The 13,229-nt window shown below is 58.3% G+C and carries 12 protein-coding genes; 7 read left to right on the plus strand and 5 right to left on the minus strand.

Annotated elements, in window-relative coordinates; translation table 11 throughout:
• Positions 1 to 9: 9 nt before the first annotated feature.
• Positions 10 to 567 carry a helix-turn-helix domain-containing protein gene (locus ACEN2T_RS10260; protein ID WP_032886635.1) on the minus strand — a complete coding sequence of 186 codons (558 nt, stop codon included), beginning with the start codon at positions 565 to 567 and terminating at the stop codon, positions 10 to 12.
• Between the two features lie 166 nt (positions 568 to 733).
• Between ACEN2T_RS10260 and ACEN2T_RS10265 the strand changes: the two genes are divergently transcribed.
• Both ACEN2T_RS10265 and ACEN2T_RS10270 read left to right on the plus strand, forming a co-directional pair.
• On the plus strand, positions 734 to 1,042 hold the full coding sequence (locus ACEN2T_RS10265) for an RcnB family protein (protein ID WP_032886633.1): 309 nt from the start codon (positions 734 to 736) through the stop codon (positions 1,040 to 1,042).
• A gap of 76 nt (positions 1,043 to 1,118) precedes the next feature.
• On the plus strand, positions 1,119 to 2,312 hold the full coding sequence (locus ACEN2T_RS10270) for an MFS transporter (RefSeq protein WP_181644280.1): 1,194 nt from the start codon (positions 1,119 to 1,121) through the stop codon (positions 2,310 to 2,312).
• On the opposite strand, the gene ACEN2T_RS10275 is transcribed toward ACEN2T_RS10270, so the two are convergent.
• Both ACEN2T_RS10275 and ACEN2T_RS10280 read right to left on the minus strand, forming a co-directional pair.
• On the minus strand, positions 2,275 to 2,547 hold the full coding sequence (locus ACEN2T_RS10275) for a DUF1652 domain-containing protein (protein ID WP_032886630.1): 273 nt from the start codon (positions 2,545 to 2,547) through the stop codon (positions 2,275 to 2,277). The genes ACEN2T_RS10270 and ACEN2T_RS10275 overlap by 38 nt on opposite strands.
• A gap of 103 nt (positions 2,548 to 2,650) precedes the next feature.
• Complete coding sequence (locus tag ACEN2T_RS10280; RefSeq protein ID WP_442116736.1) at positions 2,651 to 4,147, minus strand: PAS domain S-box protein; 1,497 nt, start codon at positions 4,145 to 4,147, stop codon at positions 2,651 to 2,653.
• 195 nt (positions 4,148 to 4,342) lie between these two features.
• Here ACEN2T_RS10280 and ACEN2T_RS10285 point away from each other — a divergent pair, with 195 nt between their 5' ends.
• Positions 4,343 to 5,311 carry a hypothetical protein gene (locus ACEN2T_RS10285; protein ID WP_032886629.1) on the plus strand — a complete coding sequence of 323 codons (969 nt, stop codon included), beginning with the start codon at positions 4,343 to 4,345 and terminating at the stop codon, positions 5,309 to 5,311.
• Between the two features lie 364 nt (positions 5,312 to 5,675).
• Here the strand turns inward: ACEN2T_RS10285 and ACEN2T_RS10290 are convergent, their stop codons facing one another.
• On the minus strand, positions 5,676 to 6,845 hold the full coding sequence (locus ACEN2T_RS10290) for a hypothetical protein (protein WP_181644281.1): 1,170 nt from the start codon (positions 6,843 to 6,845) through the stop codon (positions 5,676 to 5,678).
• A 14-nt stretch (positions 6,846 to 6,859) separates the two neighbouring features.
• Positions 6,860 to 7,747, minus strand: coding sequence for a nitrilase family protein (locus tag ACEN2T_RS10295; RefSeq protein WP_442116654.1), 888 nt, complete (start codon positions 7,745 to 7,747; stop codon positions 6,860 to 6,862).
• A gap of 643 nt (positions 7,748 to 8,390) precedes the next feature.
• Here ACEN2T_RS10295 and ACEN2T_RS10300 point away from each other — a divergent pair.
• The 4 genes from ACEN2T_RS10300 to ACEN2T_RS10315 all read left to right on the plus strand — a co-directional run bounded on the left by ACEN2T_RS10300 (position 8,391) and on the right by ACEN2T_RS10315 (position 13,225).
• On the plus strand, positions 8,391 to 8,735 hold the full coding sequence (locus tag ACEN2T_RS10300; protein ID WP_095186520.1) for an FKBP-type peptidyl-prolyl cis-trans isomerase: 345 nt from the start codon (positions 8,391 to 8,393) through the stop codon (positions 8,733 to 8,735).
• Between the two features lie 15 nt (positions 8,736 to 8,750).
• A complete protein-coding gene (locus ACEN2T_RS10305) occupies positions 8,751 to 9,344 on the plus strand; it encodes a GNAT family N-acetyltransferase (protein WP_442116655.1) in 594 nt (197 codons plus the stop codon).
• Between the two features lie 442 nt (positions 9,345 to 9,786).
• Positions 9,787 to 12,492 (plus strand): magnesium-translocating P-type ATPase, encoded by a 2,706-nt coding sequence (gene mgtA / locus ACEN2T_RS10310; protein ID WP_442116656.1) that lies wholly within the window; start codon positions 9,787 to 9,789, stop codon positions 12,490 to 12,492.
• A gap of 16 nt (positions 12,493 to 12,508) precedes the next feature.
• The gene (locus ACEN2T_RS10315) at positions 12,509 to 13,225 is read left to right on the plus strand and encodes an MgtC/SapB family protein (protein WP_032886625.1); all 717 of its coding nucleotides are present in this window, start codon (positions 12,509 to 12,511) and stop codon (positions 13,223 to 13,225) included.
• The last annotated feature ends 4 nt before the right edge of the window (positions 13,226 to 13,229 follow it).

Raw genomic sequence — 13,229 nt, forward strand, 5'->3', positions numbered from 1 at the left:
GTGCAGCTCCTAGTTGTAAACCCACAACACGCGGGCGGGCAGGTCAGTCAAGTTGGCGTAGCGGCAATGGGCAAAGCTGGCGAGGTGGAAGCTGTCGCCAGGGCCGAGGGTGACCGAATCGGCCTCGCCTTCGACCCACAGTGTTAATTCACCCTCCAGCACAAAACCGGCCTGCTCGGCGCGGTCGCTCATGGTCTGCTCACCACTGTTGGCACCGGGAGCAAGCAGGCTGTCGAGCATCGAAAACGCGCCGTTCATGCTGGGGGAGACCAGGATGTCGGTGATGCCATTGGCGTAATACACCGTGCGCCGCTCGTTGGGGCGCGTGATCCAGTCAATGGCCTTGGGTTTGGGCTGGCTGTAGAAGTACGTGGTGGGCACGTCGAGGGCGTGGCTGATGGCAGTGAGGTCCGCCACGGTCGGACGTGACAGGCCGCGTTCCACCTGTGACAGAAAGCCTACCGAACGCTCGATCTTTTGCGCGAGTTGGGCGAGGGTCAGCTTCTTGTGCTTGCGCAGGTCGTGGATCAGGATCGCCAGGGCGTCGAGTTCTTCTTGCTGGTTCATGAAATTTATATCGAGAAATTTCACGAAAAATTACAGGTTTTATTTCATGGAGGCAATGGGGGCGGTGAAGTCGTCGGTAGATGTCTTTAAGCCGCGTTCTTTGCTGAATGATTGCGAACCCTCGCGGTCCGAACCTGGGTACGTGTCATTAATTGAAGGAGCACCCATGAAGTCTAAAACCCTAGCTGCCTGCCTGTTGGTCGCCGCCAGCCTGTCCACCGCCAGCTTTGTGGTACAGGCCGGTGATACGCCTCAGGAAACTGTGCAACCTTCCAACATCAACACCCGTGACCTGAAAGAAGGCGATCGCGCGCCGGATATTCTGATGCGCAAGGAGTCGGCCGTGAGCGACTGGAAAAAGCGCGGTCTCAAGCAGCCCGAGGACGAAAGCCAATGGGCGCGGGTGGGCGATAAATACGTACTGCTCAAGACCACCAACGGCACCATTCTGGAGATCACACCCGTCAAGAAGTGACCCTCCTTTTTGCCTTGTTCTTGCGTTAAGGTAGCCGACCGCAATGGTCGCGTTACCTTCAAAGAATGAGAGCAGGATGCTTGCCACAATAAGAAACTACCCCCGCACCGTTAACCTGTTGCTGAGCGCCACGTTGCTGCTGACGCTGGCCAAGGCGATTACGTTTCCCTACTTGGTGATCTACCTCACCCATCATTTCACCCTCGACATCACGCAAGTTGGCCTGGTGATCGGCAGCTCGTTGATTGTCGGCTCGCTGCTCAGCGTGTATGGCGGTTTTCTGGTCGACCGCATCAACAGCTATCGGTTATTGCTCTGGATGAGCGTGCTGTTTGTGCTGGGGTTTATTGGTACGCTGGTGGCGCAGAACATCTGGACGTTTTATAGCTGCCTGATCCTGATCAACCTTGCGTACGCGGTCATCGATATTGCGGTGAAGGCCGGCTTTGCGAGCCTGCTGCCGGAAGACGCGCGCAGCGAAGTGTTTTCCATCAAGTACACCCTTACCAACATTGGCTACGCGGTCGGGCCGTTTTTCGGTGCGATGGTGGCGAAGATGGATATCAGCCTGCCGTTTATGTTATCGGCGCTGCTGGGGGCGGGGTTTTTCCTGCTGTATTGGCGCTGGGGCGATCGCACGTTAACCACAGTGGACGTGGCGCAAAAGCCGGTGTCGTTTCTTGCCGTTGGCCGTGTATTGCTGCAGGACCGTCGGCTGGTGTGCTTCACGATGGGCGGTGTGCTCAGTGCAGTCGTGTTCGGCCAGTTCACGGCCTACCTGTCGCAGTACCTGGTGATCACCACCACAGCGCAACACACTTACACCGTGATCAGCGCCGTGCTCACCACCAACGCGGTAATGGTGATCGCTTTGCAATATGTGATCGGCCGGCGCATATCACACCGTCATTTGAGCCAGTGGCTCATCTTCGGCTTGAGCATGTTCATGTTGGGGCTGATCGGCTTTGCGCTGTCCACCAGCGTGGTGTGGTGGGTCCTGGCAATGGCGGTGTTCACGGTGGGGGAGATTATCGTGTTCCCGGCCGAATACATGTTTATCGACCGGATTGCCCCGGACCATTTGAGGGGCATGTACTACGGCGCGCAGAACCTGTCCAACCTCGGCGCAGCCCTGGGGCCGGTGTTGTGTGGGCTGGTACTGGCCAACCTGCCGGCCCACACGATGTTCTACATGCTGGGGATGTTTATCGTGGCCGGCGGTGTGTTCTATTTCATTGGTTCGTCGTTGAAGGGAAGTCATTCAGCGTGAGCTTGCCCATGGTGTTGCACTGCAGTTCGTAGCGCAGTTCTTCCACCATTTTTTCCACTTCTATCGGGGTCTGCAGCCGGTTGGTGCTGATCCCGGTAACCACCAGATCAACCCGGCCGGTATCGGCGTCGTAGACCTTGAGGGTCAAGGACGCATCCCGGCACAGGGTGAACTCGCAGGTCAGTGGCGACAGGCCTTCTTCGATGCAATTTCGCAGTTGGGCGAGGGTAAACATGCGTGTTCCTTCAGGGCATCCAGTTCGATGCCTTGAAGGTTATTGCTTACGCCGCCCCGCCATAAGTTGAATTCGCACTAGCTGCACTAGTGCATTTGCACTGTCAGGGCTTGTTTTTCAGGCGCAGTTCACTCGCGAACAGCCCGCGTTCGCGGGCCCAAACGATGGCCGCGCTGCGGCTGTGCACCCCCAATTTGGAGTACACCGTGGCCACGTGGTTGCGCACGGTGTTGGGCGCCAGTTTCAGGCGTGAGGCGATCTCTTTGTCGGCCAGTCCTTCACAGATCAAGCCCAGCACATCGCGCTCGCGGGCGGTGAGGTCGGTGAAGTTGACGTTAGGCAGGTTGGGGCTGTTGACGCTCTTGGCGTTAGCCAGCTTTTCGATCAGGGTCTGGCTGAACCAAGAGGCGTCCTGCATCACTTCCTCAATGGCCGCCACCAACTCCAGTTCCGAGCGCTTGCGTTCGGTGATGTTCATCAGCACCAGCAGGTAGCAGGGCACGTCCTGGATGATCACGGTGTCGGCGGAAACCACGCAGTCGATCACTTCGTTGCCCTTTTTGCGCACCTTGAGGTCCTGGCCATCCAGGTTGCCGGCTTTTTCCAGGGTGGTGAACAACTGTGTGCCTGCCTGGGGGCTGTCGATAAAGTCGATGTCTTCGATGGACTTACCGATCAGTTCTTCGCTGATATAGCCAGTGATGTTCATAAAGGCTTCGTTGACGTCCACCACCTGGCGGTTAGCGGCGTTACACACCAACGTGGGCACCGGCGTAAGGCGGAACGACTTGGCGAAACGTTCTTCACTTTGGCGCAGGGCCACTTCGGCCTTGCGTCGAGGCTCAAGGTCGGTGAACGAAAACAGCATGCAGTCTTCTTCGTTCATGTCCAGCGGCTGGCCGGCGACGATCACCAGTTTGCTGCCGCCTTCGGGCAGTTTCAGTTCGGCCTGCATCTGCGGGATGGTCGCGCCTTCGCCCAAGCGCTGGATGGCCAGGTCTTTGCGCTCTGCCTGCTCCAGCACATCCAGTTCATACACGGACTTGCCGATGACCTGGTCGCGGTTGTGGCCGGTCATCTCCAAAAAGCCCTGGTTGACCTTGATGTAGCGCAGGTCGCTCAAGCGGCAAATCACCGCGGGCGCGGGGTTGGCGTTGAAGGTTTTTTCGAAGCGCTGCTCGGCGCTGGCCCATTCGGTGGCGTCGCTGAGGATCAACACCAGTAACTCCGGCTCGCCGTGGGAGTCAGTGATCACAAGGCTGCGCAGGCGGTGGACCCAGGTTTTGTCCGGCTCGGCGAAGGGCGTGACTTCCACCACCACGTCGCTGAATTCATCGCCTGCCGCCGCGCGGGCCAATGGGTAACTATCCGGTTGTACGGGATGGTTATTGCGATAACGCAGGGTAAAACGCTCGGCGTAGGCCTGGGCGTTCGCACCCAGTGCCTCCACGTCATCCACACCGTGCATGGTCAGCGCGGCTTCATTGGCCCACAGGATAGTCTGGTCGACTTCCGCGAGGATAATCCCATCGGAGAGCCCGGAGATAATCTGCTGCAGTTGGCGGCGGTTGGTTTCTTTGGCAAGTACATCCTGGGTCATGATTTCTCCGGTGTAGGGGCGCATGGACGTACGACATCCTGCCTTCACGATAGTGCAAAGAAACTGAGTACGGGGGAGTGCGAATGCACCAGGCGCACTGGTGCATTTGGGCCATGACTGAACGTATGTCGTTTCGCCAGACTCCATCCATCAAGGCATTTCGCCTTGCCTCAACAACATGTGAAGGACCTCTGTATGACCACTGTCTATGAAACCAATCGCTCGCTGTTTCGTGTGTCCTGGAGCTCGGTGCTCGCCGGTAGTGCAATTGCCCTGGTGACCTACCTGGTCCTCAGTGTGTTGGGCACTGCCATCGGTGCCAGTGCGGTTAACCCGATGCAAGCCGGTAACCCGCTGAGCGGTTTCGGCACGGGGGCCGGGATCTGGCTGTTTGTCTCCACATTACTTGCCATCGGTGTGGGTGCCTTCGTCGCCGGCCGCACGGCCCCGGATCGTGGCGGCCTGCACGGCGTGCTGACCTGGACCGTCACCACCTTGCTTACCACCTGGCTGTTGGCAGGCTTGGCCGCCAGTGTGGTTGGCACCGCCGGTAACGTGGTTGGTAAAGGCTTGTCTGCTGCCGGTAGCGGGATTGCCGCCGCCGCGCCTGGCATCAGCGATAGCGTCAAGCAGCAACTGAACGAGCAGGGCATCCAACTGGACTGGAAAAGCCTGCAAGGCGAACTGGACACCTTGCTCAAGCAAAGCGGCAAGCCTGAGCTGGACCCGGCCAATGTCGAGCAGAAAACCGATCAGGCTGCCGCTGATGGCAAGCAGACAGCGACTACCGCAGCGACCGATCCTGCCCAGGCCGGCGATGCGCTGAAGCAGTGGTTTGAGCGCGTCAAAGCCTCCGGTGAGCCAGCGCTTAACGCGGCTGACAAAGAAGCCTTGGTCAATATCGTTGCTGCCCGTACCGGCAAGAGCAAGGAAGAAGCCACACAGATCGTCGACAACTATGCCCAGGCTTATCAGCAAGCCATGCAGAAGGTTGACGAGCTGAAACAGCAGGCTGAGCAGAAGGCCCGTGAAGCAGGTGAAGTCGCGGCCAAGCAATTGTCCCGCGCGGCCTGGAGCACGCTGGCGATGCTGTTGCTGGGTGCGGCGTTGAGCTTCTTTGTAGGGCGCATGGCATTGACTAACCGTCGCGTGCCGTTGGCTTAAGGCCGGCGATAAGGTGGCAGGGACGCCGCTTTACGGGTTGAAGCTACGCTCGACCTGATGGTGATGCGCGTAAACGGGCGACCTTGTTACGCGCATCACGCAAAGGTGACTTTAGAGCGCAAGCGAAGTCGTCTGACTGATACTTCTCTTTTGTGCAGGCGCGTTCGCAGATGTATGCGGGGCACTATGCGAGGTGCAAGGATGCTTGGGGTGAGGTTCAGGAGTCGATGTTGGCAATGGCTTTAAAGGGTTGCTGTTATCCCTATGGCAAGCGGGTACGCTCACTCGCCACAGGGTATTGCTTGAAGCGTACTTGCTTAATGCGGCCGCATGCATTTCGGCAACCGATCGACCCCCACGTCCGTCAAGTTCCCAACCATCCCACTACCGGCACAATCATCAACGTACTCAATGCCATCGACATCACATTGCCGATGTACGGATGAAAGTGAGCAGGCAACTTAGATGCGATGGCACAGGCCAATGGTGGTGCGATCAGTGCGCCGAGCATTGCACTAGAGCCAATCACCATCCAACTGCCACCATGGGTAAGTACGGCTGCGGGTACCACAGATACCAACGGAACATAGGTTGGATACCAACCCCGCTTGATCCATTGGCGTCGCCAGATCACGACCCCGATGGCAGAAGTCAGTGCCTGCGCACCTAGCAAGTGTAGAAGCAAGCCTGAACCATAGGCCGGACTCATGGGGTTGAGTGCATAGGCGAGCAATACCCCGGCTAACAACCCGAGGCTGGCTAGCTCATTCCCGAAAAACGGTGCTTCGGAAAAGTCCGCCAACACGCGGCGCAGGCTCCAGATTACGCCATACGATTGCGGTGGAGCGGGCGATGGCCTGGTTGGCGCTATGTAGTTTGAACGCACCAACGAGGGCACCCGGCGACACAGTGCAAACGCGATAACGCTTCCAGACGCCATTCCAAGCACATTACCGATAACTGCCGGCAATCCCAATGGAATGCACACGAAATTGACGATCAGTAGGCACGCCGGTGTAACCAGCAACGCGCCCAGCACCGCACCATTGAGTGCGACTTTCCAACCCCCGCCAAACATCAACACCATCGCGGCTGGCAACGAAACAAACGCCGCAAATGTTGGCTGCCAGGTTTCGGCGGTGACGCTCCAACCCCACAGCACGTTGCTTAGCAGCAACCCGATCAAAGAACTTGTTATCAGCCAAGGCCATAATCCGCTGCCGTAGCAAATGGAAAAACCCTGCCAGGCTTTTTCGCGTTTGCTCGCCCACCATGCCAGGTAAGCGCCGCTCAACAGGCCAAGTGATGCAAGTTCATGTTTATAGAAGGCAACCTCGCTGATATCTCCCACTACCCACCGCAACCAGGCGGCCGGATGGGGGAAGCCTGTAATCATCTCGCTGTATCCCGGCCAGGAGCCTCGATGGCTGAATACGACCCACAGCACCAGCGAGCTGACGATCAAGCCTACGATGAGAACCGTAGTATCGGCTCGTGAGCCAGTTAAGGTTTTTTTGGCAAATAAGGTTTCCATGGCATGCCCTCTTTTCAGCGAGGCAGGGCAGAGTGTTTGGAATATCCGAGCATCTGATCGTAAAGATCATGGCGTCGGTCTCTTTGCAGATCGTTGAGATTGTTCCAGATCGGTGCGCTGCGGGCGCTGGTGATGTCGATATCGGCGAACAAAATCTCCTGACGATTTGCCGATGCTACTGCGCCGATCGGCCAGCCATTGGTTCCTGCGATCAGCGAGCATCCAAGGTAGCGCGCATCCCGCTCCTCACCGATGCGGCTGGCGGCAGCGATAAACACGTTGTTCACATGGGCTGCTGTCATCGTCAAATACGACGCCATGCACTTTCCGGCGTCATCGAAAAGAGGTGGTGGCGTCCACACCCAGTTGTTCAGACTGCAAATGATATCGGCACCTTGCTGACTGAGAATGCGCGGTACCTCTGGGAACCAGATGTCCCAGCAAATCAGCAGGCCGATGCGACCAATCGGCGTTTCGAATACCGGAAATCCTGTATCTCCAGGGGTGAACCAGAGTTTTTCCAGGTTCCACAAATGGGCCTTGCGGTACTTGCCTATAAACCCACCGGGACCTATCAATACCGCGGTGTTGAACAGCTGCATCCCGTCGATCTCGCTAAGACCGGCCACCAGATACACGTTGTGCTGACGGGCAAAATCTATCCACTCCCGCATGCTCTGCCCGCTGGGTACCGTCTCCGCATGATCAAAGGCGTCTTGGCGACTGCTGAAGAAGTACCCGCAGTTGGAAAGCTCGGGCAGTACGATCAGATTGGCACCGCCGTTTGCTGCTTCGGTGGCCAGCACGAGGCTCTGGCGTAGGTTTTCACTTCGATTGCGCACGCCCACCTGGGGATCGAACTGAATGACGGCGACGCGGGCAGGGCTTGTTGGTTCGCTCATGGGTTGACCTCTTATTTTTATGCAACCAAAGCTGGTTGGATGTTTATAAAAGGCGATGAGATGTTTGGAGAAAAGTCGGATGGTTCCTGCTGCGTTGTAGTTAAGTTCTCTAACTCTGATTTAGCGGTCTGTGCTGAAACCACACTCCGAGGAATAAGTCCTTGAAGGGAGAACGGTTGTAGCCAAGCAACTGATCCGCACGACGCGGAGTACGTTGGCGCCAAGGCTTTTTGTGGAGAGGGAGCAAACTCCCTCTCCACGGAGGCCGATTGTGCCTTTAGCGCGGCTGCATACACTCCAGTGACCGATCCACCATCACACTGGCCATGTCCGCCAGGTGCATGGCGGAAAGCATCAGCGTGTATGAGTACCGTCCAGTTGATCACCAGCCTTCTGTGCTGCAACGGTGGCGCAACGCAGCACATTGCTGGCGTGGGTCAGGGCGTTTTCGAAGCTGAGGTCTGGGGTAGTGGTGAAAAATTGCGGTTCTGGGGCGGGCGGGGACGATTTGGTCCATGGGTTTAACCCCTGATCTAAATGGTTCCCACGCAGAACATGCGGGCGTTCAGTGGTTCTCTTGCACTTGCCAATCCCACCCAATTCTGGGAAAAACCCACCCTCTACGCCTTCAACGAGAACCCCCATGAGCAACAACGAACTCCAGATCACCGACACCCGCCCTGGCACCGGCAAAGCCGTCGTCAAGGGCGCGCTGATCACCACTCAATACACAGGCACCTTGGAAGATGGCACGGTGTTCGATTCGTCTTGGGAGCGGGGCAAGCCGTTCCAGTGTGTGATCGGTACCGGTCGTGTCATCAAAGGTTGGGACCAGGGCTTGATGGGCATGCAGGTGGGTGGTGTGCGTACGTTGTACGTGCCGGCGCATCTGGCTTATGGCGAGCGCTCCATGGGCGCGCATATCAAGCCCAACAGCAATCTGCGCTTTGAGATCGAGTTGTTGGAAGTACTGACGCGGGATGAATGAGAAGAGTCGAGCGATATGGATATCAACTGCACCATCAAGGACGTTTATATAGTTGAACTGGGGGCCGGCGATGAGGCTGAGCTCCAGCGTTTTTTTGAGCGGGCGCCGGATTACTTCATGGCGGTTAACGGCGAGCCTGCCAGGCCAACCGAAGCGCACGAAGCGTTGCAGAACCAGCTTCCGCCGGGCTGGCGTTGCAGCCGGATCTACTGGTTGGGTTGTCGCGGTGCGGACGGGCAACTGGTCGCCGTAGTGAATATTGCGGCCGATTTGCTCGCAGATGGCGTATGGCATATCGGTCTGCTGCTGGTAGATGCCCGTTTTCATGGCACTGGACTGGCGCAGCAGGTGCATGCGGATCTTCAAGCGTGGGCGATCGAAAATGGCGCTCGGTGGCTGCGGCTGACAGTGGTTGTTGGCAATTCCAAGGCCGAGCGTTTCTGGCCGAAGCTCGGCTATGTCGAGGTGCGCACCCGCGAGGGAATCAGGATGGGCCGCCAGGTGAACCATGTGTCGATCCAGGTCAAGGTTCTGGCCGAAGGGCAGCTTGATGGGTATCTGGCATTGGTTGCCCAGGATCGCGCCCTCCCACATTTTGATCCTCAGTGAGCTCAGGAAAACGCCTACCTGAACCCATCCTGAAGAATCTTCTTATTCATCATGCGGAAACTTTCCTACGGTTTACTCTCCTGAAGTCGGGGCGTAAGCTTCGCGCGTTTTCATCAATAGCGGAGACCCTCAGTGGGTACTTGTTCGAGTGACAGTAGTCGGCCGGTTTCGGTAACCGGCATAGGCTTGGCAAGGTAACGCGCATTTATCCGATGCCGTTGTCTCGCCATCAAAGCGAGAAGCGGCATCCCGACAGCGGCCAGTTCTGGTGCTGTCTCGATCCTCTTTCATCGACGCTGACCAGCACCTGAGTGACCTCAGGATGCTACGGACGCGCCTGCCTTTTGCGGCGGGCGGGCCAAGCTGACTGCGCCTGTCTGACAGGCGTGGTGCGCAGCGGCAGTACCTGCACGACGGTTTTTCCTCGCGCAGGAGTAACACCATGAACCTCACTCTGTTGAAAGAGTTCTTCGCCGGCTTCCTGCGGACCCGGCACATCGCCCGGCACTTCCGTCGCCTGGCCATGCTCGAAACCGTCACCGACGCCAGCGTCAGCCGCGAAGTGCCGCCGACCCTGGCGCAAACCCTGGTGGCCGCGGCCAACAGCAGCACCACGCAATTGCTCGGCACGTTGGGCAGCCATGCCGAGGGCTTGAACACCCAGGAAGCCGATGCCCTGCGTGTGCAACACGGCCTCAATGAAGTCGAGCACGAGCAGCCGCTGCCGTGGTGGGTGCATCTGTGGCACTGCTACAAAAACCCCTTCAACCTGTTGCTGACCTTGCTGGCGGTGATCTCCTGGCTGACCGAAGACATGAAGGCCGCCACGGTGATTTTCTCCATGGTGGTGCTCTCGACGCTGCTGCGTTTCTGGCAGGAGGCCAAGTCGAACAAGGCCGCCGATGCCTTGAAAGCCATGGTCAGCAACACCGCCACGGTGCTGCGTCGTGATGAGGCCAAGCGCGTCGAGTTGCCGATCAAGCAGTTGGTGCCCGGCGACCTGATCGTGCTGTCGGCCGGCGACATGATTCCCGCCGATTGCCGCGTGCTCAGTGCCAAGGACCTGTTTGTGAGCCAGGCGGCGATGACCGGTGAGTCGATGCCGGTGGAGAAGTTCGCCCAGCATCAAAACGCCAATACCCGCAATCCTCTGGATCTGGACAACATCCTGTTCATGGGCACCAACGTGGTGTCCGGTGCGGCGACGGCGGTGATCCTGACCACCGGCAACAACACCTACTTCGGTGCCCTGGCCCAGCGCGTGACCGCCACTGATCGCGCTACCACCTCGTTCCAGCATGGGGTGAACAAAGTCAGTTGGTTGCTGATCCGCTTTATGTTTGTGATGGCGCCGTTGGTGCTGTTTATCAACGGCTTCACCAAGGGCGACTGGACCGAGGCGCTGCTGTTCGCGCTGTCGATTGCCGTGGGTCTGACCCCGGAAATGCTGCCGATGATCGTCACGTCCACCCTGGCCAAGGGCGCGGTGTTTTTGTCGCGCAAGAAGGTCATCGTCAAGCGCCTGGACGCGATCCAGAACTTCGGCGCGATGGACGTGCTGTGCACCGACAAGACCGGCACCCTGACCCAGGACAAGATTTTCCTGGCGCGCCATGTGGATGTGTGGGGTGAAGAATCCGACGACGTATTGGAAATGGCCTACCTCAACAGCTACTACCAGACTGGCCTGAAGAACCTGCTGGACGTGGCGGTGCTGGAACATGTGGAGGTGCATCGCGAGCTTAAAGTCGGCACCGCCTTCCATAAGGTCGACGAGATCCCATTCGACTTCAACCGCCGCCGTATGTCGGTGGTCGTCGCCGAGCAAGGCTTGCCGCACCTGCTGATCTGCAAGGGCGCCGTGGAGGAGATCCTCTCGGTGTGCAACAGCGTGCGCCACGGCGATACCAATGAAGCACTCACCGATGAGCTGTTGGCGCGCATTCGCCATGTGACCGCAGCGTTCAATGAAGAAGGCCTGCGTGTGGTGGCCGTGGCTGCGCAACCGATGGAACCTGGGCGCGACACCTACAGCTTGGCAGATGAGAACAACCTGACATTGATCGGCTATGTGGCCTTCCTCGACCCGCCCAAGGAAAGCACCGCGCCTGCGCTGAAAGCCCTGAAAGCCCACGGTGTTGCGGTCAAAGTACTGACCGGTGATAACGAACTGGTCACTGCAAAAATCTGCCGCGAAGTGGGATTGGAGCAACAAGGTCTGTTGATGGGCAACGACATCGAAGACATGACTGACGCTGAGTTGGCCAGGGCCGTGGAAACCACCAATGTGTTCGCCAAGCTGACGCCCAGCCATAAGGAGCGCATCGTGCGCCTGCTCAAGGCCAACGGGCATGTGGTGGGTTTCATGGGCGACGGCATCAACGATGCACCGGCGCTGCGCACGGCGGACATCGGTATTTCGGTGGACAGCGCGGTGGACATCGCCAAGGAAGCGGCCGACATCATCCTGTTGGAAAAGAGCCTGATGGTCCTGGAGGAGGGCGTGCTGGAGGGCCGCCGCACTTTTGCCAACATGCTCAAGTACATCAAAATGACCGCCAGCTCCAACTTCGGCAACGTGTTCTCGGTGCTGGTGGCGAGTGCGTTTATCCCGTTTCTGCCGATGCTGCCGATGCACCTGCTCGTGCAAAACCTGCTGTATGACATTTCCCAGATTGCGATCCCGTTCGACCACGTCGATGACGAGATGCTGGCCAAGCCGCAACGCTGGCAGCCGGGGGATGTGGGGCGCTTCATGCTGTTTTTCGGGCCTATCAGTTCGATCTTTGACATCACCACGTTCGCACTCATGTGGTACGTGTTCGATGCCAACACACCAGACCATCAGACGCTGTTCCAGTCGGGCTGGTTTGTGGTGGGGCTGCTGACCCAGACGCTGATCGTGCACATGATTCGCACCCCGAAAATCCCGTTCCTGCAAAGCCGTGCGGCGATGCCGTTGATGGTGATGACGGGCGTGATCATGGCCGTGGGGATTTTCCTGCCAATGGGCCCGCTGGCGCACTACTTCAAGTTACAGGCGCTGCCGTCGCTGTACTTTGTGTTTTTGCCGGTGATCCTGCTGGCGTACATGGCGCTGACCCAAGCGGTGAAGGGCTATTACATCCGTAAGTTTGGCTGGCAATGAATAGGGAAGCTCTCCTATGCAAGCAATCAACAACATCAACCTCAACTCCCTGATTGACACCCTGGTCAGCCTCACCGCCGCGTTTATCCTCGGTGGCCTGATCGGTTTCGAGCGCCAGTACCGGCAGCGCACGGCGGGCCTGCGCACCAATGTGCTGGTGGCGGTGGGGGCAGCGATTTTTGTCGACATGGCCAACCGACTCGGTGGGGCGGAAGGCGCGGTGCGAGTGGTTGCGTATGTGGTGTCGGGCATCGGCTTTCTTGGTGCCGGCGTGATCATGCGCGAAGAAGGCAATGTGCGTGGCCTCAATACCGCCGCCACGCTGTGGGCGTCGGCGGCCGTGGGGGCGTGTGCCGGTGCCGACCTGGTGCTCGAAGCGTTGCTGGGCACGCTGTTTGTGCTGGCGGCCAATACCTTGCTGCGGCCAATCGTCAATAACATCAACCGCCAGCCGCTGGATGTGGTGTCGGCGGAAGTCACCAACATCCTGTATGTGATTGCCCGACGTACCCAGCAAACCGCGGTATTGGCGTTGCTGGAATCCGAACTCGCGCGCTGTAACTACCCTGCCAGTGATGTCGACGTGCGTCCGTTCGGCACCGAGGAGGTGGAAATCGAAGCCACACTGGCGGTGACGTCGGTCGACGGTGACGAGTTGGACGCCCTGGTGGTGCGGATTTCCAGGTCGACGCTGGTGGTACAGGCCTTCTGGAGCCCGAGTACCACCGAGTAACGTT

Origin of the sequence: Pseudomonas sp. W22_MBD1_FP4, from assembly GCF_052113765.1 — a bacterium.
Lineage (GTDB): Bacteria > Pseudomonadota > Gammaproteobacteria > Pseudomonadales > Pseudomonadaceae > Aquipseudomonas > Aquipseudomonas sivasensis.